The sequence below is a fragment of the Streptococcus caballi DSM 19004 genome (genome assembly GCF_000379985.1).
Classification (GTDB): domain Bacteria; phylum Bacillota; class Bacilli; order Lactobacillales; family Streptococcaceae; genus Streptococcus; species Streptococcus caballi.
This window is the reverse complement of record NZ_KB904074.1, coordinates 68732-93244: the sequence shown is the minus strand read 5'-3', so window position 1 is coordinate 93244 and position 24513 is coordinate 68732. Positions and strand designations below refer to the sequence as shown.

Sequence of the window (24513 nt, the reverse complement as noted above, 5' to 3'; positions counted from 1 at the left end):
CATCATTGGAAAGAAGGTTTACCATGACAAAATTAGATCATATCCGAGCTTATCTCAATCAAGAAGAAGCAAACATCGCGATTTTCTCCGATCCTGTTACTGTCAATTATCTGATTGGCTTCAACTGCGATCCGCATGAACGTCAGATGTTTTTATTTGTCTATAATGACTTGGCTCCCGTTCTCTTTGTGCCAGCCCTTGAAGTGGCGCGTGCTGAGAGTATCTTAGACTTCCCAGTATTTGGCTACATGGACTCTGAAAATCCATGGCAAAAAATCAAGGCGGTGCTGCCAAGCACTGATAGCAAAAAGGTCCTAGCAGAGTTTGATAATCTTAACGTCACAAAATTCCAGGGCCTGCAAACTGTTTTTGATGGACGTTTTGAAAACCTGACCCCTTATGTCCAACACATGCGTCTCATCAAATCCCAAGACGAAATTGAAAAAATGCGCCTTGCGGGTGACTATGCTGACAAGGCTGTTCAAATTGGTTTTGATAATATCTCCCTCGATGTGACTGAGACTGATATCATAGCCCAAATTGAATTTGAAATGAAAAAAATCGGCATTAACAAAATGAGTTTTGATACCATGGTCTTGACTGGTAACAATGCAGCTAACCCTCACGGCATTCCAGGCACCAACAAAATTGAAAACGATGCTCTACTTCTTTTTGACTTGGGAGTTGAAAAAAATGGTTATATGAGTGATATGACGCGCACTGTTGCTGTTGGTAAACCCGACCAATTCAAGAAAGATATTTACGAACTCTGTCTTGAAGCCCAGCTGACAGCTCAAGACTTCATCAAACTTGGCGTTACAGCTGCTGAAGTGGATGCGGTAGCCCGCAATGTTATTGAAAAAGCTGGTTATGGCGAATATTTCAACCATCGCTTGGGACACGGCATTGGCATGGATGTCCACGAATTTCCATCCATCATGGCTGGCAACGACTTAGTCTTGGAAGAAGGCATGTGCTTCTCTGTTGAACCAGGGATTTACATTCCTGGTAAGGTGGGTGTCCGCATTGAAGATTGTGGACATGTGACCACTTCAGGTTTTGAAGTCTTTACTAAGACACCAAAAGATTTACTCTATTTCGAAGGCTAAAAAAAGCATTCTAAATGTTGATGCTAAGACCTAGTTAAGATTCAACAAGTCTCATCATCCAGTAGTTAAACCACTTAAGGGTCATGTAAGTTTTCACTTACTGACCTTTCCTTTTTATTCTCATCATTATTTTTACTACTAAGAAAGGTTTGCTAATGACTTATAAAACGATGACTTACTGTGTTGACTGTGGTACATCTCTTGAAAAACGTTTTTTGAAGGAAGAGGGGCTCATTCCCTACTGTCCCAATTGTGAGCTGTTTCGCTTTCCTATCTTCAACACAGCTTGCAGCATGATTATCATGAACCAAGAGCAGGACAAGATTCTCTTGATTAAGCAATATAACCGACCAGATTATATTTTAACAGCTGGCTACATTAATCAAGGAGAGGATGCTGAAGCGACTGTTCGCAGAGAAATCAAGGAAGAATTAGGCCTTGAAGTCACTAGCAGCCATTTCAATCAGAGTCAATATTTTGAAAAATCCAATACACTCATGCTTAACTTTGCAGTAACCGTCACAGGACAAGTCACCCCCAACCATGAAGTTGACGAATGGACTTGGTTTGATCACGAAGAGGCTAAACTTGCCATCAAAGATGGGAGCTTAGCTGAACATTTTTTACTAACTTACCTAACAAAGACTAGATAAATAAAGGAGTAATTATGCCAGCTGGTATTATTATCAACTCACTCGCTATCGCTCTGGGAGGAATTCTAGGAACTCTTTTCGGTGATAAATTAACCGACGAATTTAAGCAGAACCTCAACATGATTTTTGGGCTCTGCTCTATCGGAATGGGAATTTCATCCCTCATCAACATGGTTTACATGCCAGCCGTTATTTTCGCTGTAGTGATTGGAACATCATTGGGTCTGTTGACCAAATTCGGACAGAATATTGAGCGTGGTGCTAGCTTCGCCTCACATATTTTTAATAATAAAAACCGTAGCTTGGCTGAAAAAGAATTTCTCATTAGCCTTGTCACTGTGGTTGTTCTCTTCTGTGCCAGCGGTACAGGCATTTATGGGAGCTTGGATAGTGGGATGACTGGTGATGCAAGTATCCTCATCTCAAAATCCATTTTGGACTTCTTTACAGCCGCCATCTTTGCTTGCAGCCTTGGCTATGTAGTATCTGCTATCGCTATTCCACAATTTATCATCTTTTTCATTCTCTTCCTACTAGCTAAGTTTATTCTGCCTTTGACCACACCAGACATGATTAGCGATTTTAAAGCCTGCGGTGGCTTTCTCATGATTGCAACTGGCTTTCGCATTCTAGGGTTAAAACTTTTCCCAACCGCTGACATGATTCCTGCCATGATTATCGTCATGCCTATCAGCTGGACTTGGGCTAATATCATCTTACCCATTTTATAAAATAGCAGAGCAACAAAACCCATCTTCTTCAGTCAAGTAGATGGGCTTTGTTATGTTATAAATCAAGGTCCCTTTTCAATCGGTCGAGACTTTCTCGTAATAATGTTTTATTGAGCTTATATTTAACAGACGAAGAGTCTTTGCTATTGAAAAGGATAATATTGGCATTGATGAGCTTCTGGGTATGGAAGGAGACGTTAGCCGCTGTGATGCCCAATCTTTTTGCAATGTCTTTTGACTTTGCCTTGGGCTGCACAATTTCAAGGAGGACCTTATAACGATTTTCATCCCCTAATAATTTCAAAATATTGGTCAAACGTTCGGTATCCAGCTTGTAAGACGTCGATAAAATCTGAAAAATGCGGCTATCCATCATCAGGTAAGCTGGCGCCTCAGTCTGATTCTTTTGATAAGAAATTGAGGAAAAATTAAACCAAGGACTTAAAATGATAACTTCGCAATCCTCTTTTCCAGTGGCATCCAACAGTTCTTTCAGCGGAAAATGATAATTTTGAGTCTGCTCAAATAAGTCGTCTATCTTTAAATGATCTGCTAGATAATCTCGCTCCTTTTGGTAAGCCTCAAAATATGGCTGATACAGGGGGAGGAGTTCCTTATAAAGCGAGACCAATCCCTGCACAGTCTCTGCTAGATGCTGTCTTGCCCAAACCCAAGCCCATTTAAGGGCAGGCTGATCCGTCAAATTATCCAACTGTCCCAAGAAATTGCCGTCGTCAACTACTTCTTGCACTTCATCTGATAGACAGTCAAAGAAAACATCCTCTAACTCTTCTTTAGTCAGCTTGTAAAAGCTATCATAGACCTCTTCTATTGTTTTTGGATCCTGTCCCTTATTCAAGAGCTTTTTATACAAGTTAACTGGAAAACTCACATGCTGAATACTCAAATAAAAGCGCTCAACCCTAGCTTGATAAGGCCGAAAAGCTTCCTGAATCTTATCCAAAGCCTTGTAGGCATCTTCCAAGACCACCAGAGACTCTGTCGAAAAGAGTTTTTTTTGTTCCTCTTGATTTAAAGCCAATAAAGATGGGCTCAAAAGTAACTCTATCAACTGACTATGATGTTTGTAATAATGATATTTCATGTTGCTAATCCTTTTTTCGTGAACTAAATAAAGTATACCCCACTAGGAGGAGAGAAAGCAAGAGACAGAAAACGACAAGAAGCTGAGCTGACAAAATAAGAACCAAACCAGACAAAACAAAGTTGAAGATAAAGGTTCCCAACATAAAATAAGTCGTCAAACTATTACTCATCAAAGCCATTTTATCTTCCGGCAAAGTATTGAGCAAGTAAGCATACATTTTAGGATTGACAATACCAACTGTAATCCCAATCAAAAATAGACTGATTAAAAGAGCAGCAATATTGTGACAAAACATAGAAAAATAAACCATCAAAAGCAAATAAATACTGCCATGGAGTGCTTTCATGATACCCAAGTCCTTGAGAACTGTCGTGACCAACAGATTTCCCAAGATTTGTCCCAGTGTTAAGACCATACTGACACTAGCGATAGTTGTGGCAGAATTAAAAAAGATAAAGCCTTTATCCGCACTCATCACCAAGACTAAAATTGTCGATAAGCCATTTAAAAGAGCATTCAGACAGGGAACGATAACCAGACAGAGACGAATAATTGGTATTTCCACCATAATGGCAACCATAGACTTAAAATCTCCTATAAATCCTTTAATAAATGACTTCTGTTTTTGGTCAGGAGTGATAGGTTTCTGATTAAGAAGAGCATTGAGCTTAGGAGATAAACGGGTCATCAACAAAGCACAGACAGCAAAGGTTGCTGCGTTGATATAAGCCAGTTGGCTGTAGGACATAATCCCGATCAAAATAGCTCCGCTGGCATTAAATAAAATGGAAAAAGTTGATTTTAAAGAAGAGGAAAAAGCTGTCGCCATCTCTCTGTCCTGATCAGACACTAGCCTCAGGCTGATTGGAATATAAAGACCATTCTCATACTGACCTGCCATGGCCGCCAAGAGATTAACAAAGGCTGCAACAATGACGACCCCTAGCGCGGGTTGAAAAGACATGACCCGACCGACCAAAATATAAAGCAGCAACCTAAAAACTTGAGTGGCAATAATTGTATTAACCTTTTTTGACGTTTTATCTGCCAAATATCCCCAGAAAATACCTGAAAGGATTGGAAAAGTTTCGGAAAAGCTGACTAGGGCCAAGGCATATTTGGTGTCTGGCAGTAACAAGACGTAATTCATCAGAGCTAGATAATAAAGTGTATCACCTAAATTGGATAAAAGATCCAACCCCAAAATAGAAAGATAGAGTTTATTGCTTAAAAGAGATTTCATAAAGCACCAACTTTATTTTTATTAAGTAATTACTTAATTTCAAGTTTATACCATTTCATTTAAGAAGTCAATACTTTATTTATTGCTTATATTTCTTTATTTGGAAAGTAAATACTTTATTTTTCAAAGTAAATCAATACTAAAAAAGCTGAACTAATCTTTCAGCATTCTTTTCCTATGATGATCTTAGTCTCTTATTCTCGTGTAAAAAGTAGGCGGCACCGACCAAATTAGCACCATTCCGATGTTTACAAGCCATGATTTCTGGGCGACGAACAACCGCGAAGACAAGTCCGCCTTCTGATTCCAGTTGATCTAGCTGAGTTTCCAATTCAGTAAGCAAAATTTCCTGTCCACTGATACCGCCACCAATAACCACGCGCTCCACATCAAGCACCGCCTGTAAATTTACAATGTAAGCAGCCAAATAGCGGCAATAACGTTGAAAAATAGGATAAACACGTAAATCTCTACGCTTGATATAATCAAAAACAGCTGGCCCATCTGTCTTATCTTCCAAGCCTAGAGCTTGGGCACAGTTAGCAATCATGGAGACTGCTGAAACATGCTGACCAGCAAAGTTGCCGTCTTCAATAGGCTGGCTTTGCGCTGGAACCATAAAGGTCAATTCGCCTGCTTGGAAGTGTGATCCTTGGTAGAGCTGACCATTGATGACAAGACCTCCTCCTAGACCCGTTCCCAGAACCATGGCCAGGCCATTTTGCTGCCCCTGAAGATTTCCCGTGGCCAATTCTGCCAGCACAGCTGCTTTGCCATCGTTAAGCACAGCAAATGCCTTGCCATATTTGTTCTCAAAATAGGTTTTTGCATCAAATTCGTGTAAAAAGCGCAGCATACCACCATAATAAACCACTCCGCTATCCGTATCAACAGTTCCTGGACAAGATAAGGCAATGCCGTCAATTCTTTCAAGAATTGGCTGAACTAAATGATCAATAATATCAAGGCAATCTCCCAGATTATCAGTAGAGGGTTGAGCTGGAAACTGCTCCACAATCTGATAAGACTTATCAACTAAGGCACTCTTTAGCAGTGTCCCTCCTAAATCAATGGCAAAAATCATACTTTTCCCCGCTTCACTTTCTTTCTACACATCATAGTAGCATAATTCTTTCAAAATTGTCAGCCTTTTTAAAATGTGTTATCATAAAAATAAGCAAGCAAAGGAGGAAATCATGGAAAAAACAGCTATTAAAAAGCAGGTTCGCGCGGCCTTTGACCACCGTGTAGCGGTGCGTGTTTATAATGATCAAGAGATTGAGCGTGGTGACATGGATTATATTTTGGATACAGCCTGGCTCAGTCCCTCATCCATCGGCCTGGAAGGCTGGCGCTTTCTCGTTTTAGACAGGAAGCACGTTGCAGACTTGAGAGATGAACTGAAAGAAATTGCTTGGGGGGCCCAAGCTCAACTAGATACGGCTAGTCATTTCGTCGTTCTGCTGGCTGAAAAGGATGTTCGCTATGACTCTGAGAGCATCAAGGACAGCCTGATTCGTCGTGGGCTTGGAGAGGGTGATGCTTTAGACAGTCGCATAAAACTTTATCAAGACTTTCAGACAAGGGATATGGACATGGCTGACAATCCGCGTGCCCTCTTTGATTGGACAGCCAAGCAAACCTACATCGCTCTCGGCAATATGATGACAGCTGCCAGCATGATTGGCATTGACTCTTGTCCTATTGAAGGCTTCAATTATGACAAGGCTAATGCTATCTTGGCTAAGCATGGTCTCATCAATCCTGACAAGGAAGGCATTACTTCCATGGTGTCATTTGGCTACCGCCTCAGGGACCCTAAACACCCTCGTTCACGCAAAGCACGTCAAGACGTTATCGTTTGGGCTGATTAAAAGCTCTGCTATAATAGTCTATTATAGTTATTTAGTTTATCTGCTGTTAATTCTAGTACTTCGTTAACTCGGTTTGATTTCCCCCTCAAGAAAACTGCGCCTCATTACGACATCAATTTACTTGGGTCGATAATAACAAACGGAACACCTATACCACAAATCAGAAAGGAAACTACCATGCCCTTTTTACATACTTGTATCCGCGTCAAAGATTTGGACGCTTCTATCGCTTTTTATCAAGAGGCTCTCGGCTTCAGGGAAGTTCGTCGCAATGATTTTCCCGAATATAAATTCACCTTGGTCTACATGCAGCTAGCTGACGACCCAAATTATGAGTTGGAATTAACCTATAACTACGGCCACGAAGCCTACGACTTGGGCAACGGCTACGGTCACATCGCTGTTGGCGTCGATGATTTGGAAGCAACCCACGATGCTCACAAGGCAGCTGGTTTCTCTGTCACTGACCTTTCTGGTCTGCCTGGAAAGCCTAAGATGTACTACTTCATCACCGATCCAGATGGCTACAAGATTGAAGTCATTCGCCTTAAACAATTTAAAGAATAATAATAACTGAATCTCCCTGAGTTTATTACTCAGGGAGATTTTTTGCTTTAGTAAAGGATAGATTAGATGGAGCATGTTGTTTAAGACCCTGAGGAAATTGAGATTGGTGGTTCAGAATCTAGTTGCTACATAGCATAAACAGGTTCAGATGTTGAAATAGGTGCAAAAAACAAGGTAACATCATCTGTTTTATCACCAAATCAACAGGCAAGAAGAGATAGAGTAGGCTTGACAACACCGCCGCCATAAAGCCAAGGCGTTGCAGCATTCGCTGCACTTGGGAAAAAGTCATGACAAAGGGCAGAACAAAAGTAGCAATGTTAAAACTAAAACTTTGGATTAGAACGATAGCCTTGGCATCAGGCTTGTCACTCTTTTCAAAGTAATGAACAACCATATCCAAAAACACCTGCCCAGCATCCCAAAGAAACAGGCAATCAAAAGCTGGAGTGTAACGGTCAGTTGGTGCTCAGATGACAAAATAGAACAAGGCAGAATCACATTCATAAGAACAACCGACAATTGCCACCATCCTTCCTCCTAAAACCATAGCGATGCTTGGAAAATAACCCAAATAAATAATCAAGAGAAAAGACCTAAAACAAACTCAGCAATTAAACTTCAACTTTGTTTTAAGTCTCTTGTGTTAAGTACCCAAAGACTCTTTACTCATCTCATGGCTGTTTTAAGAGCATTAATCAGCCCATTGGTTGTGCCTGGGAAGGCAAAAATGATTTGGCTGAGGTCAGCTGCTTTGATTTTCTGGTTGATGACAAGGGTGAGGAAGTTAATCATTTCACCAGCTTCATTGCCCAGTAAACTAGCTCCGACTAATTCTTTTTCTTGGTTGATAATGAGGGTGATATGGGCTTCGTCTTCCAATTTGGTTTGGAATTTAAGTTGTTGACCAAATGGAATGGCAACTACCTTGTATTTGTCAGGCTCCGATTGGGCCTCCTCAACTGTCAAACCAACTTGGGCTATGCGTGGGAAGGTAAAGACTAAGTTCGGCACAACAGGATAGTTGATTGGCTCAGTATTTCCAAGAATTTGTCCTGCAATATAGTCTGATTCAAAGCTAGCTGTCGGTGTCAAACGTGGAATGGTCTTATCAATAACATCTCCGCTGGCAAAAATATTTGGCACAGCTGTTTGCAGGTGGTCATTGACGACGATTCCTGAGCGATTAAATGCGATTCCTAAGTCTTCCAAACCAATGTTTTCTACGTTAGAGATACGACCTGTCGCATCCAAAACATAGTCAGTCTCGATTTTCAAGCCTTGGGCTGTTGTCACGCGCAGGCTATTTCCCACAGAAATAACGGTTTGAACAGCCTGACCAAAGTGGAAGGTCACTCCTTCTTGGGTCATCTTATCCACGACAGTTTTCACGTAATCAGCAGGGTAGGCAGCCAAGGCCTTGTCCGCAAATTCAACAATATGAACTTCTGAACCAAGTTTGGAAGCCATTGTGGCGAATTCCATGGAGATGATGCCCGCTCCGATGAAGACCAGACGCTTTGGCATAACATCTAAGTCAAGAAAATCACGGCTATCGTGAAGTAATTCCTTGCCTTCAATATTAAGTCGAGCTGGGCGTTGCCCCGTACCAATCACAACGTAATCCGTTGTAATCTTTTGGTCGTCAACGGCTACTGTATGGGCATCCACAAGTTTTCCATAACCCTTGAGCAGGTCAATCTTGAGCTGAGCAAACATGCCCTCCATAAATGGTGCATAGGTTGGAATTTCTTGCTTCTTCATTGCCATCAAGGCAGACCAATCTAGGCTGCCATTGCTGGCGATACCTGCTTTTTCATAGCGTGCAAGACCGTCCAAAAACTCAAAAGGCGTATCTAACAAAAACTTAGCATTACAACCATAATTGGTACAAGTCCCAGCCGTCACATCCTTCTCCACAACGGCAATCTTTTTACCCGCTTGCGCTAAAGTTACCGCCGCATGCCAGTTAGCATGACCCGAACCGATAAAAACAACATCATATTGATACATTTTATTCCTCATTTCTAAGCCATCACCATAGTGACGCAAGAACTAGTTTAGAATCTTCTAACAAGCTTGTCAATTGATTTGACTGTTAATGTATGCGAACAGAAAATCGGAACCTTTCTCATCAGTCCGAAGAAACGTGCTGATGTCCGCACTAACTAAGAAAAAATTACAGAAAAAGCCTAGGAAAATCCTAGACTCATCATCTCCGATTCATACTCTTCATGACACGCTTAATATCTCTGTCCTGCTCACGGCGTTTGATAGATTCACGTTTATCATAGTCATGTTTTCCTTTGGCCAGACCAATTAAAACCTTGGCGAAGCCATCTTTAAGATAAACTTTGAGCGGCACCAAGGTCATACCTGTCCCTTTAAGTTCATTTTCTAACCTAACAATCTCCTTCTTTTTGAGCAAGAGCTTGCGCGTGCGTTCTGGATCTTGATTCCAGATATTCCCTTGCTCAAAAGGAGAGATATGAACATTGATTAACCAGGCTTCCCCATTTTTTATTTGTGCATAGCCATCCTTAAGCTGGATACGAGCCGCGCGAACCGACTTAATCTCCGTCCCCGTCAGTACCATTCCCGCTTCGATTGTATCGACAATGGTATAATCATGCCGCGCCTTTTTATTCTGCGCGACGACATTTCCTTCACCCTTAGCCATACCTACCTCCTTTTCTTAGCTCTCTTTGCGACCTCCTTGTAGAAAGGCTTTTTTGATTTTTTCTTTTTAGAAGAAAGAGCTGATATCTCACTTCGCTTATTGTTAGAGTTGCTGTCGCTATTCCTCTTACCTTTACGTTTTTCAGAGCTGCGCTTGGCTCTTTTATCAGAAATCTTATTACGTCCTCTATCCTTTTGCTTGTCGTCTCGACCAGCTCTGCCATTGCCACGGCCAGACTTTCGACTTCGACGATCAGATTTGGCAACTTTTTCAATGACATCATAATCACTTGGCAGGTATTCAAAGTCGATGTCGCCTGTTTCCTTTTCAGCACGAACCAGCTTAATCTTGATTGGCTGACCTATGCGGAAGACCTTGCCAGACTTCTCACCTTGTAGGGTCAGCGTGCGCTCATTATAATTGTAAAATTCAGGTAGGGTCGTCACATGAATAAGTCCTTCTATGGTATTAGGGAGTTCAATGAAAAGTCCAAACTTGACCACACTGGACACCACGCCGTCAAATTCCTGACCGACGTATTCTTCCATGTATTCAGCCTTCTTCATAGCCTCAACAACACGCTCTGCATCAATAGCGCGGCGTTCCAAGGTTGAGGATTGCGTAGCAATCTCTGGAATGACTTCCTTGAAGTGCTCAATCTTGTCTTCGGTTAAATGGCTGTATTCACGTACCATGCGATGCACTAGCAAGTCAGGATAGCGACGAATGGGGCTGGTGAAATGTGTATAATATTCAGCCGCCAAACCATAGTGACCGTGATTGTGTTCAGAATAGCGAGCCTGTTGCATAGAACGTAAGAGCATCATGTTGAGCACTTCTGCGCCAGGCTTACCTTCCATCTTAGACATAAATTCTTGCAGGGCAGACTGGCTGATTTTATTAGCCGTCCCGTGAATATGGACACCAAAAACAGAGGCATAATCCAAGAATTTCTGAACTTTCTCAGCCTTGGGTTCTTCGTGAATCCGATAGATAAAAGGGAGTTTGAGACGAGTGAAATGCTCAGCAACACATTCATTAGCAGCCAACATGAAGGATTCAATCATGCGTTCTGCAATACCGAGACTACGCAGGACAATATCTACTGGCATGCCCTTGTCATTGACGATGATTTTTGCTTCACTAGTGTCAAAATTTAGAGCGCCACGACGTTCGCGCATGCTTTCCAAAATCTTATGTAGAGCCACCATGTGATGGATGGATTCAACGATTGGTTGATACTGCTCAATCAATTCTTCATCGCCTGCGATAATGTCATTGACCGCACTATAAGTCATACGAAAGGTCGTCTTGATGACTGACTGGCAAATCTGATGATTGACCACATGACCATTGCGGTCAATTTCCATGATAGCCGACTGAGTCAAACGGTCCACATTAGGGTTTAGCGAGCAAATACCATTTGACAAGCGTTCTGGCAGCATTGGCACAACGCGGTCTGTCACATAGACAGAGGTTCCGCGATTAAGTGCTTCACGGTTGAGAGCAGAGCCTTCCGTCACATAGTAAGACACATCTGCTATATGGACACCCAGTTCAAAATTGCCATTGTCTAAGAGCTTGATATGTACCGCATCATCCAAATCTTTGGCATCTGCACCATCAATGGTAAAGGTGACTTCATTGCGCAGGTCAACACGTCCAATCATGTCCTTGTCACTTGGCGCATCAGGTACCGCATTTGCCTCAGCCAACACGTCTTCTGGAAATTCAGAAACGATGTCCATTGACTCTAAAACTTCTAGAACATCTATCCCGACATCCCCCTGGTGACCAACAATATCACGCACGCTGGCTACAAAATAATCATGCTTACGCGTTGGGTATTTGTCAATATCAACCTTGATAATCTCTGTTCCATCAAGAGCAATGGGTTCTTTCTTGATATAGATTTTCTGCTGAATCTTTTGATTTTTGGATTTGATGTAGCCAGCGTATTTAGGCTTGTCATCATCTAGGATAAATTTTCCGACAACGGTCTTGATGCTGCGCTCCACAATACCAACGACACGCGCCTCAGCTGCTGTTCCCTTGAGACGATCAGCAGGTTTCTTAACAACCACTTCAACCGTATCACCATCGATGGCATGCCCCACATCATTGCGCCCAATGAACATATCCTCTTCATCGTCATCAACGCTGAGAAAACCAAAGCCTGCCTTGTTGGCACGAAAAATTCCTTGAACAGTGATAAGCTTCTTAGTCTCCTCTTTAGGACGTAAATTAAGGTTGCCATCGTTATCAAAACGTAACTTACCCTTACTTTCTAAACTGGAAATAGCCTTGATCAGACGCGGAAACTTCTCCGCACCAGCCATGTCAAGACCAGCTGCCAAGTCATTAATATTTGACTTGCCGTTTCTTTCTAAATAAGTAATAATTGCTTCTTTCATATTTTCCTTTACTTGTTTAAATTTATTGATTAACTTACTAACCATTAAAAAATGAGCCAGACCAACTCTGTCAAGCTCACTTTTTTATTTACTTGATAAAATCGCAAGAACTAAAGCAATGGCCAACCAGAAGAAAACCAGAACTGCTGTAAAACGTTGCATAAAGGCTTCAAAGCCACGTGCTTTTGTTCGTTCAAACAGTGCTTCCGAACCAGAATTATCAAATACATTACTGCCTGGATTTTTTTGCGGTTGCATAAAAATAGCAATAACAATAATCACTGACAAAATAAGCAGTGCAGTAAGTAGTAAGTTGTACATATTTCATCCTCCACTATGGTCAAAGCTAATTTTAGCATAATTTACTTCAAGATTCAACATGTAGGGTTACTTTTCTCTCCTTAGGACAATACTTAGGCACCTGAATTTTCTCAGGGTGACTGACCTTATTTTTGCTGGTCAGATAATTTTTACTGCCACAGGAGCTGCATTTTAAATTAATTTTTACTCTCACACGATTTCCTTAACATTTAAATATTTTCGAAAGTTGGTAAAACTCCACACAAAATTGGTAAAGACAATGAGGCTGGTCACATAGAAAACCGAACGGTAACCCAGACTTGTCGCCACAGCCGAACCGATAAATGGTCCCAAAACTTGTCCTATATTACTAAACATCTGATTGTAGGAAAAAATACGTGAAATGCCCTCCCGAGGTGTGATTTTAGTTAAGAGAGAATTGATACTCGGCATAAGAGCACCTGTCCCAAAACCGTAGAGAAAGCGCACAATTCCTAGCTGCAATGGCGATTGACTGAGGGCACATAGGACATACATACTAAAACTGTAAAACAGTGCCAGCAAGAGTAGGCGATGATTACCAAGTTTGTCACCAATTTTTCCTAAAGTTGAACTGGACATCATGCTAGAGAAGCCCATGGCTGAGACAATCAGACCTGACACAAACATGAGGTTCTCCCTTTGCCCAAGATGTCGAATGTAAAGGCTCAAAATAGGAGCTACTGACTGAGCCGAGATTTGAATAATCATGCTGGTCACAAAAAGTCCCAGCAAAACTTGTCTGTCCTTGACCTTTTTTAAAACCTGACGCGTTGGCATGACATCTGATTTTTCCATCGGTTGAAAATCTTCCTTAACAAAAAAGACTGTCATCAGGTTACAAATCAGTAAAATGAAACCAACCAATAAAAAGACCTGACGAATACCCAGCAGGTCAGCTAAAAAGCCGCCCAACAGTGGACCAATCAGACTTCCTGCCGTTACTCCTGTTGCCAAAGTTCCCAATGCATAACCAGAATGCTGCCTAGGAGCCTGACTAGCAATCAAGGCTGTCGAATTAGGCACATAACCTGAGAAAAGACCATTTAGCACCCTTAAAAGCAAGAGCCAGAAGACGTTTGGTACAAAGGCCAGTCCACCCATGGTGAAGGTCATGACCAAACTAGCTCGGATCATCATCGGCTTACGCCCATACCGATCAGCTAACCTTCCCCAGACAGGAGCAACTAAAGCCGATGCCAAGGCTGACAAGGAAACCGCTAAGCCAGCGTACCATTCCACCCTATTTTTAGGAGCACCTAGCTCCTCAACATACAAAGCCATAAAAGGCATAACAAGTGAAAAGCTTGCCCCAGTAAAGAAATTACCAAGCCAAGCCACCCTCATATTCTGCCTCCAATTTACTTCAGAAACTGCCTGCTCACTTATAAGTCATCATCTTCTTTCCAAAAAAAGTTCATTGATTATTATAACACAGACTTGGAACTTTTGGCAGGTCACCTGCCTACTTTTGTGCTGTCAGGTCTGTCAAAGCTTGACTGACCTGCTCCACCAGCTCAGTCAAGGTGCCATTATTGTCAAGCACCAAAGTTGCCTGCTTCTTCTTTTCTTCTAGTGGCATTTGGGCAGCAATTCGGAGCTCCGCTTCTGCTTTGCTATATGCATTTCGTGCCATCAAGCGCTTGATTTGCGTCTCCTTATCCACAGCCACCAACCAAATCTGATCAAACCAGTCCACATAATCTAGCTCAATCAAAAGCGGAATATCCATGAAAAAAATCTCTTGACTTTGTGCTAGCTGATCACGCCTTGTCGCTAACTCCTGACGAATGATTTTATTTTGCAACTTCGCAGATTTCTCCCGATTCTCAGGACTAGAAAAAATCAGCTGGGACAATTTAGGCCTGTCCAGCTCACCTGCCGCATTCAAAATACCAGTACCAAAGGCAAAGATGAGAGCTTGATAGAGTTTGCCGCCTTTAGCCTGCAGCTCATGGACGACACTGTCTGCATCAATGACCTCATAGCCCGCCTTGCGGATTTCAGCTACCACAGTGGATTTTCCCGAGGCGATACCACCCGTAACTCCGATAATTTTTGTCATAATCTTTGACACTTGGGACAAAAATGACTGCCCCGTCCTCCTACATGTTTCTTAACAATGCTGGTGCCGCAGCGCGGGCACGGTTCGCCCCTACGACCATAGACTTGCAAGCATTCCTGCATCGTTCCATCCTCCCCCAAAGCATTGCGATAGGTCCGAATGGTCGATCCGCCCTTGTCAATGCCTAGTTGTAAGATTCGAATCGTCTCATCATGCAGTCGCTTGATTTCCGCCTTTTTAAGACTGTTAGCTAGACGCTCCGGATGGACTTTAGATGCCCACAAAACCTCGTCCACATAGATATTCCCCAGCCCTGCGACCAGCTTTTGCTCCAAAAGGAGCGGCTTTATGAGTTTTTTAGATGATAGCAAAGCTCGCTCAAAAGGCGCTCGTTTGAAATCTTTCGCATTGGGCTCTGGACCGATTTTCTTTTTGACAAAGTAAGTTTCTTCTTCTGACTTTGACAGCAACTCAAAGGTTCCAAACTTGCGCACATCTTGGTAAACCAAAGTTGATCCATCATCCAAACTGAAAAAAACATGAAAATGTTTATTGTCTAGCACTTGATCAGGAAAGAGCAAATATTTACCTTCCATACGTAGATGCGAAATCAGCACTTGTTTTCCTAAATCAAAAATCAAATACTTACCACGGCGACGCATAGCCTCGATGGTCTGGCCAGGCAAGTCCAATTTAAAGCGGTCAGGGTCTGTTTTAACCATCTTGGGCACACGCAGATCTACCGCTTTTATCATTTTTCCAACTACCAAGCGCTCTAACCCGCGCCTGACTGTCTCCACTTCAGGTAATTCTGGCATAATCACATTATAAAGGGCATTGACGCTGTATTAACTTTGCATCTAATCACAATCTACCCTAACCTTTCTATATATTAGTCCATTTTTGAACAGTTCTTATAGGTATCCAAACAATAAATCATTGACAAAGTCGCAACAATTAAAAATAAAGAGAATGTCACCACCGCAACAACCGAAAAAGTCACTGACAAAGTCTCATAATGAGGTGCTTCGTCTACCATACGTTTCAAGGGAAAATCTTGACAGGCAGCTATCAAAGCCGGTAAGACCGTTAAACTGCACAGATAACTCAAGAGGACAGACCACCAACTTTTTGCTTTAAACATGTAGCCGCCTAAAGCAGGAAGAAGCATCAAGAACAGAGGGATACCAAATGTAAAAAGGCTTATAAATAAAATCGTGCCTCCAATCCAAAAACAGAAACACAAAAGCACCAATGTACAGGTGATAGTGTACAGGGAAGCCAGTAAGTCACAATATCTTTGTTCTTTTTTGTCATTATCAGATGTCATCATTTCTCTAAACTCTCCGTAAGAAGGTAGCCTACAGCATCATTGTTGCTCTGCTATTTCCAAAATCCTAATCTTTCAAGCCTAGTAAGCGTCTCGCGTAGATAGCTTGTCCTGAATGCATGACCGCATCGTCAATGATCGAGACGAGACGAACGCCGCGTGTCACCGCAGGTGTCCAAGATTCATCAACAATGTCTGATAAGCTACTTTCGTCCAGATTTTGCAGGTAAGTAATAGCCGCATCTGCCGCAGCATTGAGATAGCCTCGCAAATCTTCTAGGTCATCAGTCACAATGCGCTGCGCTTCTTCCAAGCTATGATTCCAACCATCTTCATTTTCCGCCAGTTCAAAGGAAAACTTTGCCTGCCAATCCTGACTCTTCCAAATAGAGTCCTGACCAGCTAAGGCCGCAATCTGTAAATCCAATTCACGCGCCGTGTGCCAAGTCAACCAAGTCAATGATTTGAGCTGTGCGGAAGTGCTAGCAGCAGGAAAGGCATTGGCTTGCACCAAAGAAACACCTTCCAACATGCGCAAAAAGCGTTCTCTGGCACGATTAACACTATCCACTAACATATCCAAATAAGTCATAGGAGACCTCCTTCTGATTATCACAGAAAATCAAGCGAAATAGGAGCCGTTCATTTCGGTCATGGTCGCAAAAACCTATCCTTTTGATTTTCAAAAACTATAAAAATAGGGAGGACGTTTTGTGCCCCACCCCAACTCACTATCAATGCCCCATGACAAAGCTGTTTGTAAAATATTCATCCAGCATGAGACGATGTTTGGCAGAAACTGACTCTAACTGCTCCATTTCTTCTCTTGAAAAATAGCGGAGCTCGAGGGTTTCTTCATTGTGAAACCCCTCAATAGTGATTTCTGATATAGCTTTCAGTTCATAAATGAAAACGACTGTCTGCACCGCATCACCATTGGGATAAACTTCCTCAAAATTAGTATAAACATTAAGCAGACGAGTCGCTTCAACCTCTATGCCTGTCTCTTCCAGAAACTCACGCTTACAAGTATCCAAAGACGACTCACCTAATTCCATGGTACCACCAGGAATGGCCCACGTCTTTTTATCACCGCGTAGCTGCATAAGTACCTTACCTTCATTGTCGGCTAAGATGCCACCAGCGAAGTTGAGAATCACCTTGTCGTGTCCAACCTTTGAGCGGATGTAGGAAATATAGTCCTCTGTCATCCTAGTATTCCTTCTCATTATAGCCAAAGTCAGCTAAGTCCAATTTCTTATCGCGCCAGTTTTTCTTGACCTTGACCCAAGTTTCTAGGTAAACTTTATCACCCAGCATGATTTCAATGTCACGGCGAGCCATTTTACCGATTTTCTTGAGCATAGCCCCTTGCTTACCGATAATAATCCCCTTTTGGCTGTCACGTTCCACCATAATTGTGGCGCGAATATGAACCTTATCTGTTTCCTCGTCGCGTTTCATTGACTCAATGATGACAGCAACAGAGTGAGGCACTTCTTGCTCAGTCAATTTGAGGATTTTCTCGCGAATCATCTCTGACACCAAGAAACGTTCTGGGTGATCAGTAATTTGATCTTCTGGGAAATATTGGAAACCTTCTTCCAAATTGTCCTTGAGAATGGTCATGAGGGTTTCAACATTATTTCCTTGCAAGGCAGAAATAGGCACGATTTCCTTGAAGTCCATTTGCGAGCGGAAATCATCAATCTGCTCCAAAAGCTGGTCAGGATGAACCCTGTCAATCTTGTTGATGACTAGGATGACAGGAATTTTTGCCGCTTTGAGACGCTCCATGATCATATCATCACCCTTACCGCGCTTCTCGTCGGCTGGTACCATAAAGAGAACCGTTTCTACTTCGCGAAGCGTGGAGTAAGCCGACTCCACCATGAAATCTCCCAGTGCTGTTTTAGGCTTATGAATTCCTGGCGTGTCAATAAAGACGATCTGCTCAGTGTCCGTCGTATAGATACCCATGATTTTATTGCGCGTCGTTTGCGCCTTGTCACTCATGATAGCTATCTTTTGCCCCATAACATGATTCAAAAACGTTGATTTGCCGACGTTAGGACGGCCTAAAATGGCTACAAAGCCAGACTTAAATGTCATTTTACTTCCTCTTATTGTTTTTCTTTTTTAAAATAGCAGAGCCCAGACCTTGGGTAGGAAAATCAGCATACCGATAATGATGGCTAAGATTGATACCATCAACACCGCTCCTGCTGCCATATCTTTAGCCTTCTTGGCACGCATGGAAAAATGGTAATCACTCGCCAAATCCACCACATTTTCAATAGCAGAGTTGACAATTTCAAAAGTAATCACCAAAAAAACGCACAAAGCCAACATCATCCACTCAACAATGGATACCTTAAAAACCAAGCCCGCTACAAGCACCAGAAAAGCTGAGACAGCATGCTTACGCATATTGCGCTCTTCAGCAAAAGCTGTCTTAATCCCTGTCACAGCAAAAGAAAAACTATCTAAAAAGTTGGTGTTTTTCCATTTCTTCTTGGTCGCTTCTGGCTCAATCTTCCCTGATTTCTCGTAAACCTTAACCTCGTTTGCATCATTCTCTCTTAAGTCCATAGGCAGTCAATATCTCTTCCTGTAAAGTAAACATTTCTTTTTCTTCTTCGGGTGTGTAATGGTCATAACCGTTGATGTGAAGGAAGCCATGGACAGCCAAGAAGCCCATTTCACGCTCAAAAGAATGACCATAATCTGCTGCCTGTTCACGCGCCTTATCAATGGAAATAAAGAGCTCACCGATATAACTGTCAAACTCATCCATCATCTCTGCTAGTTCAGGATTGTCTTCCAGGTCTTCCTCATCAAAAGAAAAAGGAACGTCTGGCTTATACTCTAAACTAATAACATCCGTTGGGCGGTCGGTGTCACGATAGGCTAGATTAAGTTCGTGGCTGCGCTCATTAGTAATGAAAGTCACCGCCATTTCCTTGTTTTCCTTACCAATCTTTTGAGCTGCAAACTCCAATAAATCCAAGGTTTGCTTCTTAATTTCTTCAGAAACTTGACCAGTTTCATCAATCATTTCAACATACATTCACAAATACACAGGACTCCTCAAATCATTCAGTAAAATTGAAGCCCTTACCCTTCCTATTCGTTCTACATTTCTCACCTCCCATTATACCACAAGCCTAACAAAAAAACAGGATAGTCCTGCTTTTATAAGGTGTGATACTAGAAGGTATTACAGATCATTCTCCATTCAGAAAGATTTATTTTTCATTTCTCCAGTTATTTATCTTATAGTTTTAAACTTTAACTCCGTCTTAAAAATTACTCTTTTCCCCCAAAAAACAGTAATCGGTTATAATAAAATATTACTAAGTAAACAAGGAGGAATTGCGAGGATGCCATCAACTTCTATCAGCTGAATGTTAGCCGTTTTAGTGGAAATTTGTGAAGCTGCTAACTATGGACAATTGATTTCCTTGCCCAGCATATCACGCCAATACTATATTGATTAACTAACTCGGCAAATTTCTAGGAAGGCTGAGGACAAGGAGCCTTCTGACCCAGAAACTCTTCAAGACGAAATCAAGAAAAAAAGACTAATTTTATCTCTTAGAACCTGTATTCACACGCAAAGTGCTTATAGATCAGAGATAGTTTTTCGCTAATCAAGGCAGTTTCTTGAGGGAATACTGACTGTATTTTGAAAAAACTAACGATGAGTAGCTGAAAATCTAGCCTTAGATAGAAGTGCTGAACTGTGAATACAGGTTCTTATATCTTCATTTTTTACCAAGTCATAACCACCCGTGAAAACGGGTGGCTTGTACACCAGCTATAAGCCGTTTCCCTCCAGCGACGTCTAAAGACCTTCGCTGAACTTCGTTCAGACTAGTGCTATGATTTACTTGACTAAAACCCGTAACAACGGGCTTTTATCTTGTTAGGGATCCGATCCATAACAAAACCTCTAGCGCTTGCTGGGCACTAGAAGTTCTTATCTCTTATTGATTTTTTAGCAATAGTGAACTTCTCTTCTTACTTATCTTAACTGGGTTGACTTAAAATGCTGGCCACCTTTTCTTTCAAGATAGGCAGGAGGTCTTCTTCAAACCAAGGATTCTTTTTCATCCACATTTGATTGCGAGGTGATGGGTGAACTAAGGGCAGATAATTAGGGAGATAGTCTTCAAAATGGTGAACCGTCTCGGTCAAATTCTTCTTGAAATTATCTTTGAGATAATATTTTTGTGCATAAGCACCGACCAGAATGATTAACTGAACGTCAGGCATTTGCTCCAAGAGCAGTGCATGCCATTTTTCCGCAAAACCCTTACGAGGTGGTAGATCACCTGATTTCCCCTTACCTGGATAGTAGAAATCCATAGGAATGATGCCAAAAAGTCCCGAATGATAAAAAGTCTCGTCATCAACGCCCATCCAGTCACGCAGACGCACACCGCTACGGTCATTCCAAAAGAGTCTGGTCTCCTGCGCCACAATGCCTGGCGCCTGCCCAACGATGACAATGCGAGCCGTCCTTGGTGCCGAGTAAAGCGGTTTGATACCATCTAAAGTGTACTGTTTATTTTGCTCATCTTGCATGATGGCTTGTGTGATTTTATCCATGTCTCCTCCTATTCTCAGTGTCGCGGTTTTTCTAAACTAAGAAACGCACTACCATTTTACAAGTATTAGACTTTTTTATCAAATGGAACTTTCTTTCTGAACAAGCTCAATCTATGAATGCAATATGGCGCCAAAAAATATTAGCTGAAAGATAAGAAAACAATCCGATCCTCAATGAAATTGATAAGGCCTAAGACAATAAGAATAATGTCCTGGTAGTAGTTCAGATAAAGAAGATACTGCGCATGTCCCAGCGGTATGTTGCCCAGATTTAGCTGCTAGCCACGGAACTCCTTATTATAGAGAGCATACTAAAGAAAAAGAAGCCTTGGTACGACTTCAGGTTCAAAAGTGTTACTGTCTATTTTTGACGCCAATATCAATCATGCTTATTTCCCTAAGTTTTTCTCCATAATGACAACTCTATACAAGTCCTGCTCCACCTCAACGCCAGTCGGCTGAAAACCCTGATTTTCCCAAAAATGCTGAGATTGGGGATTTCCTTTGACATATGCCAATCGAACCTTTTGAAAGTTTTCTGAAAAATGGGCTAGCGCTTCTGCTACAAGCTGACTACCAAGGCCTTTTCCTTGATAAGACTGATTAAGCATAAACAGACCAATAAAAATCGTCTGCTCATCAGGATAAGCATAGACAAAATCCATGACAGCCGCTAAATCAGCACCGTTCCAAAAACCTACAAAGAACTTATCAGTCTTCGTTTTACCATCAGGTAACCGCTCTATGTCTTCTCTCACACTGTCCAAACTTGGTTCTGGCGGACAATACTGAAAATACAGAGGATTACTTTCATACAGAGCTAAAACAGCTGGAAAATCAGCTTGCGTCACCCTGCGACAATTATAATGTTCAGACAAATTTTCAATAGCAACCACTATTCAATTTCTCACTTTCTATATCCTGTAATAACGGTGCAAGATGAGGCATTGATGGTCAGCACAATCTTACCATCGGTCACGTAATCATTTTTTCTTGATGACTAATTCTACTATTAGCTCTTTGGATAAAATCCCTGGTCCACAAAATTGGATTCCCAGCTCCAAAGGCAGAGGCTTCTGCAAGCATACTTACCCTCGTTCAGCCGTATGCAACTTACCCCAATCAGTCAAGAGGATTTATAGCTTGGCTACCTTCTAGTTCCTTGGCTGGCTCACCAATACTTTCATAACTAGTCAAGCCTGATTTTTCTTCTGAAAAATGGCTACCTTCCTCGTAAGCATTGATGATTTCTGCAACGACGGGGTGGCGCACTACATCCTTGGCTGACAGGTAAACAAAATCAATCTGCTTAATCTTTTTCAATTTCTCTGTCGCATCAATCAAACCCGACTTCACATTACGAGGTAAATCAATCTGACTAATATCCCCATTGACAATCATCTTGGAATTGAAGCCTAAGCGGGTCAAGAACATCTTCATCTGCATGATGGTGGTATTTTGCGCTTCGTCCAAGATGACAAAGGCGTCATCCAAGGTCCGTCCACGCATGTAAGCCAGTGGAGCAATTTCAATGATTTCTCGCTCCATAAGACGGGTTGTTTGCTCCTTACCTAAAATCTGATAGAGAGCATCGTAGACAGGACGCAGGTAAGGATCAACCTTCTCCTTGAGGTCTCCGGGCAAGAAACCAAGACTTTCACCTGCTTCTACCGCAGGGCGGGTCAAGATGATACGCTTGACTTGTCCGCGCTTGAGAGCCGTGACCGCTAGCGTAACAGCTAAGAAAGTCTTCCCAGTCCCTGCTGGGCCGATACCAAAGACCACATCGTGGTTCTTAACGCTATCCACATAAATCTTTTGCCCTAATGTTTTGACGCGGATAGGTTTGCCATAGCTGTCCTTGATGATCTCTTCTTCGTAGAGGGCAACAAACTTGTCAATCGTTCCATTTTGTGCCATGGAAAGGGCTGTTACCACATCAGAGGTATTGACAATCATGCCACGCCCAACCAAGACAAGGAGAGCCTGGATGGTCAAGCGAGCCAATTCGACAGCTTTTTCGTCATCACCTAGAATCTGAACGCGCTCGGTGCGAGCATGGATAATGACCCCTAAATTTTCCTCCATCAACCGCAGGTGACGCTCGTTGGAGCCAAAGAGCGCCAGCATGTCATCAGGATGTTGTAAAGCAATTTCACTAGAAAATTCTTGCAAATTCATTCTCTTTTCTTCTTGTTGGTGACTTCATTATACCAAAAAATCACGCAAAAGCGTGATTCTGGCCAATTATTTGCTAAAATAGCTGCGCCCCCAAAATGAGCAAGGGAACACAAAGGATAAGCAGAATTCCCAGCGCGAGGAAGGTCAAGGAAAAGCCCAGCGTGTCAATCAGGAAACCTGTCAAGGGGAAGATAACAATCATGGACAGACTGAAAAGCATGGCATTGACGCTGAGCATGGTGGCTCTCACATCACTTGGAATCAGTAGCTGCAAGTCATTGCTGTAAATGGGAACAAAGAGGGCGTATAAGCCGTCCGTCAACAAGTAGATCAAAACATAAACAAGGGGTAAGCCTGTCATGGCAAATAGGTAAATCAGACCTGTCAAACCAACTAAAATTGGAAACAAACTGAGCGCTCTGCGATTTTCCCCAATCTGGCTAGCCAACCAAACAGCCGCAATGTTAATGGCACTGGAAACTAACATGATTAGGCTAATCTGCCACGAAGTCAGACTTTCCAACTCATTTTGATAGTAAAAATAAAACATGCACATAACAGCACTGATGATTTGGCTGGTGACCAGCCAAATGAGAAGATTGGGATTACGCTTAAATTCTTTCAGAACGATTTTAACAATCTTATGCAGACTGGCAGATTGCCTAGCTTCTTTCTTGACAGTCGGTTCTTTCATGAGGAAGATGAGAAAGACAACCACCAGTGAACAAGCGATTTGAATAAGATAAGTCAGTTCTAGCAAGCCATGAACAAAGAATCCCGCTGCCACTGTACCCAAGGTTCTAGTGCCTTCTGAGATGCCTGAAAGAAAGCTGGAGATTTTGAGAAATCTCTTTTCCAGCCCAGCTTCTTTAACAGACTCAAAGAGCATGGCTGCGCTCGTCCCCGAATCAAAATTGTAAGACCAGGCGTTGAGAATCATGCCCCCAGCATAAATCCAAAAGTTGCCCTGACCAGCTAACATCAGCAGGCAAGACAAGATGGAGGTCAGACGACTGAGGTAAAGATTGGTTCGATAGCTAAATCGGTCAGCCAAAAGACCTGAGGGGACTTCTGACAAGAGGCTGGTCGCGTGAAAAAGGCTCTCCAGCATCCCAATTTGCCACAGGCTCATACCGTGCTGACTCAGAAAGAGCAACCAAAAACTGGTAATCCCAAAGAAACTAAAAAACTCTGTTGCCCCCAAAAGAGCAATATTATGATGATACGATTTTTGAAACATAGAAAATTTCCTTAATATAATACTAGTGCCACAAGGGTTGGATTAGAGAGCAATCTGTAAAAACAAGCAGATTGCTCCAACATCTTTCAAGAAAATCAAACGATACTAGAGCAAGTGTCAAACCTATCTGATAACAGCGACAATGTAAAACACTTTTCGGATCGCCTGTCACTTGCAGAGATGGCAATCTGAAACAAAAATACAAAGCCGCTAAGCGATACAAAGGAAAATAGGGAAGTTGACGAAGATACATTAAACATCTAGGAAGATTCATCTTTTTCCAAAGCATCGTAAGCATGTTAAGTTCTCAACCAAGTATCATTTTGATTTTCACTGAGTGTTAAATTGTACCAAGTACGCGCATA

The 24513-nt window shown here is 42.1% G+C and carries 27 protein-coding genes; 5 read left to right on the top strand and 22 right to left on the bottom strand.

Annotated elements, in window-relative coordinates; translation table 11 throughout:
* Positions 1 to 23 precede the first annotated feature (23 nt).
* The 3 genes from A3GS_RS0104875 (at position 24) to A3GS_RS0104865 (ending at position 2493) form a co-directional block, all read left to right on the top strand.
* Complete coding sequence (locus tag A3GS_RS0104875) at positions 24 to 1109, top strand: aminopeptidase P family protein (protein WP_018364301.1); 1086 nt, start codon at positions 24 to 26, stop codon at positions 1107 to 1109.
* A gap of 155 nt (positions 1110 to 1264) precedes the next feature.
* A complete protein-coding gene (locus tag A3GS_RS0104870; protein WP_018364300.1) occupies positions 1265 to 1762 on the top strand; it encodes an NAD(+) diphosphatase in 498 nt (165 codons plus the stop codon).
* Between the two features lie 14 nt (positions 1763 to 1776).
* The gene (locus A3GS_RS0104865) at positions 1777 to 2493 is read left to right on the top strand and encodes a DUF554 domain-containing protein (RefSeq protein ID WP_018364299.1); all 717 of its coding nucleotides are present in this window, start codon (positions 1777 to 1779) and stop codon (positions 2491 to 2493) included.
* A gap of 55 nt (positions 2494 to 2548) precedes the next feature.
* Here A3GS_RS0104865 and A3GS_RS0104860 read toward each other — a convergent pair whose 3' ends face one another.
* From A3GS_RS0104860 to A3GS_RS0104850, 3 genes are all read right to left on the bottom strand, one after another.
* Complete coding sequence (locus tag A3GS_RS0104860) at positions 2549 to 3598, bottom strand: ArsR/SmtB family transcription factor (RefSeq protein WP_018364298.1); 1050 nt, start codon at positions 3596 to 3598, stop codon at positions 2549 to 2551.
* Positions 3599 to 3602: 4 nt separating this feature from the next.
* Positions 3603 to 4844 (bottom strand): MFS transporter, encoded by a 1242-nt coding sequence (locus A3GS_RS0104855; RefSeq protein WP_018364297.1) that lies wholly within the window; start codon positions 4842 to 4844, stop codon positions 3603 to 3605.
* 175 nt (positions 4845 to 5019) lie between these two features.
* Entirely contained in the window at positions 5020 to 5928 is a 909-nt protein-coding gene (locus A3GS_RS0104850; RefSeq protein WP_018364296.1) for an ROK family protein, read from the bottom strand.
* 112 nt (positions 5929 to 6040) lie between these two features.
* Here A3GS_RS0104850 and A3GS_RS0104845 point away from each other — a divergent pair, with 112 nt between their 5' ends.
* Both A3GS_RS0104845 and gloA read left to right on the top strand, forming a co-directional pair.
* The gene (locus tag A3GS_RS0104845) at positions 6041 to 6718 is read left to right on the top strand and encodes an NAD(P)H-dependent oxidoreductase (RefSeq protein WP_018364295.1); all 678 of its coding nucleotides are present in this window, start codon (positions 6041 to 6043) and stop codon (positions 6716 to 6718) included.
* Between the two features lie 177 nt (positions 6719 to 6895).
* Positions 6896 to 7285 carry a lactoylglutathione lyase gene (gene gloA, locus A3GS_RS0104840; RefSeq protein WP_018364294.1) on the top strand — a complete coding sequence of 130 codons (390 nt, stop codon included), beginning with the start codon at positions 6896 to 6898 and terminating at the stop codon, positions 7283 to 7285.
* A 118-nt stretch (positions 7286 to 7403) separates the two neighbouring features.
* Here the strand turns inward: gloA and A3GS_RS0104835 are convergent, their stop codons facing one another.
* The 19 genes from A3GS_RS0104835 to A3GS_RS0104745 all read right to left on the bottom strand — a co-directional run bounded on the left by A3GS_RS0104835 (position 7404) and on the right by A3GS_RS0104745 (position 24148).
* Positions 7404 to 7682: a hypothetical protein gene (locus A3GS_RS0104835; RefSeq protein ID WP_018364293.1), complete on the bottom strand. Its 279-nt coding sequence runs from the start codon at positions 7680 to 7682 to the stop codon at positions 7404 to 7406.
* 272 nt (positions 7683 to 7954) lie between these two features.
* Positions 7955 to 9298 carry a dihydrolipoyl dehydrogenase family protein gene (locus A3GS_RS0104830; protein ID WP_018364292.1) on the bottom strand — a complete coding sequence of 448 codons (1344 nt, stop codon included), beginning with the start codon at positions 9296 to 9298 and terminating at the stop codon, positions 7955 to 7957.
* 199 nt (positions 9299 to 9497) lie between these two features.
* Positions 9498 to 9965 carry an SsrA-binding protein SmpB gene (gene smpB / locus A3GS_RS0104825; protein ID WP_018364291.1) on the bottom strand — a complete coding sequence of 156 codons (468 nt, stop codon included), beginning with the start codon at positions 9963 to 9965 and terminating at the stop codon, positions 9498 to 9500.
* A 2-nt stretch (positions 9966 to 9967) separates the two neighbouring features.
* Complete coding sequence (gene rnr, locus A3GS_RS0104820) at positions 9968 to 12379, bottom strand: ribonuclease R (RefSeq protein ID WP_018364290.1); 2412 nt, start codon at positions 12377 to 12379, stop codon at positions 9968 to 9970.
* Between the two features lie 84 nt (positions 12380 to 12463).
* The gene (secG, locus tag A3GS_RS0104815) at positions 12464 to 12700 is read right to left on the bottom strand and encodes a preprotein translocase subunit SecG (RefSeq protein ID WP_018364289.1); all 237 of its coding nucleotides are present in this window, start codon (positions 12698 to 12700) and stop codon (positions 12464 to 12466) included.
* A gap of 46 nt (positions 12701 to 12746) precedes the next feature.
* Positions 12747 to 12893 carry a 50S ribosomal protein L33 gene (gene rpmG / locus A3GS_RS12280; RefSeq protein WP_083901871.1) on the bottom strand — a complete coding sequence of 49 codons (147 nt, stop codon included), beginning with the start codon at positions 12891 to 12893 and terminating at the stop codon, positions 12747 to 12749.
* Positions 12890 to 14065: a multidrug efflux MFS transporter gene (locus A3GS_RS0104810; RefSeq protein ID WP_018364288.1), complete on the bottom strand. Its 1176-nt coding sequence runs from the start codon at positions 14063 to 14065 to the stop codon at positions 12890 to 12892. Before A3GS_RS0104810 ends, rpmG begins: the two co-directional genes overlap by 4 nt.
* Before the next feature lie 118 nt (positions 14066 to 14183).
* Entirely contained in the window at positions 14184 to 14783 is a 600-nt protein-coding gene (gene coaE / locus A3GS_RS0104805; protein ID WP_026216278.1) for a dephospho-CoA kinase, read from the bottom strand.
* Positions 14780 to 15601 (bottom strand): DNA-formamidopyrimidine glycosylase, encoded by an 822-nt coding sequence (mutM, locus tag A3GS_RS0104800; protein WP_018364286.1) that lies wholly within the window; start codon positions 15599 to 15601, stop codon positions 14780 to 14782. Before mutM ends, coaE begins: the two co-directional genes overlap by 4 nt.
* Positions 15602 to 15675: 74 nt before the next feature.
* A complete protein-coding gene (locus tag A3GS_RS12690) occupies positions 15676 to 16116 on the bottom strand; it encodes a hypothetical protein (RefSeq protein WP_156808873.1) in 441 nt (146 codons plus the stop codon).
* Between the two features lie 64 nt (positions 16117 to 16180).
* The gene (locus A3GS_RS0104790) at positions 16181 to 16705 is read right to left on the bottom strand and encodes a mycothiol transferase (RefSeq protein ID WP_018364284.1); all 525 of its coding nucleotides are present in this window, start codon (positions 16703 to 16705) and stop codon (positions 16181 to 16183) included.
* Between the two features lie 142 nt (positions 16706 to 16847).
* Positions 16848 to 17324, bottom strand: a complete 477-nt coding sequence (locus tag A3GS_RS0104785) for an NUDIX hydrolase (RefSeq protein ID WP_018364283.1) — start codon at positions 17322 to 17324, stop codon at positions 16848 to 16850.
* Between the two features lies 1 nt (position 17325).
* Complete coding sequence (era, locus tag A3GS_RS0104780; protein WP_018364282.1) at positions 17326 to 18225, bottom strand: GTPase Era; 900 nt, start codon at positions 18223 to 18225, stop codon at positions 17326 to 17328.
* A gap of 27 nt (positions 18226 to 18252) precedes the next feature.
* The gene (locus A3GS_RS0104775) at positions 18253 to 18705 is read right to left on the bottom strand and encodes a diacylglycerol kinase family protein (protein ID WP_018364281.1); all 453 of its coding nucleotides are present in this window, start codon (positions 18703 to 18705) and stop codon (positions 18253 to 18255) included.
* Entirely contained in the window at positions 18686 to 19183 is a 498-nt protein-coding gene (ybeY, locus tag A3GS_RS0104770) for an rRNA maturation RNase YbeY (RefSeq protein WP_018364280.1), read from the bottom strand. Before ybeY ends, A3GS_RS0104775 begins: the two co-directional genes overlap by 20 nt.
* A 962-nt stretch (positions 19184 to 20145) precedes the next feature.
* A complete protein-coding gene (locus A3GS_RS0104765; protein WP_018364279.1) occupies positions 20146 to 20727 on the bottom strand; it encodes a uracil-DNA glycosylase family protein in 582 nt (193 codons plus the stop codon).
* A gap of 389 nt (positions 20728 to 21116) precedes the next feature.
* Positions 21117 to 21623, bottom strand: coding sequence for a GNAT family N-acetyltransferase (locus tag A3GS_RS0104760; RefSeq protein WP_018364278.1), 507 nt, complete (start codon positions 21621 to 21623; stop codon positions 21117 to 21119).
* Between the two features lie 226 nt (positions 21624 to 21849).
* The gene (locus tag A3GS_RS0104750) at positions 21850 to 22902 is read right to left on the bottom strand and encodes a PhoH family protein (RefSeq protein WP_026216276.1); all 1053 of its coding nucleotides are present in this window, start codon (positions 22900 to 22902) and stop codon (positions 21850 to 21852) included.
* Positions 22903 to 22981: 79 nt separating this feature from the next.
* Positions 22982 to 24148: an MFS transporter gene (locus tag A3GS_RS0104745; RefSeq protein WP_018364275.1), complete on the bottom strand. Its 1167-nt coding sequence runs from the start codon at positions 24146 to 24148 to the stop codon at positions 22982 to 22984.
* Positions 24149 to 24513: the final 365 nt, after the last annotated feature.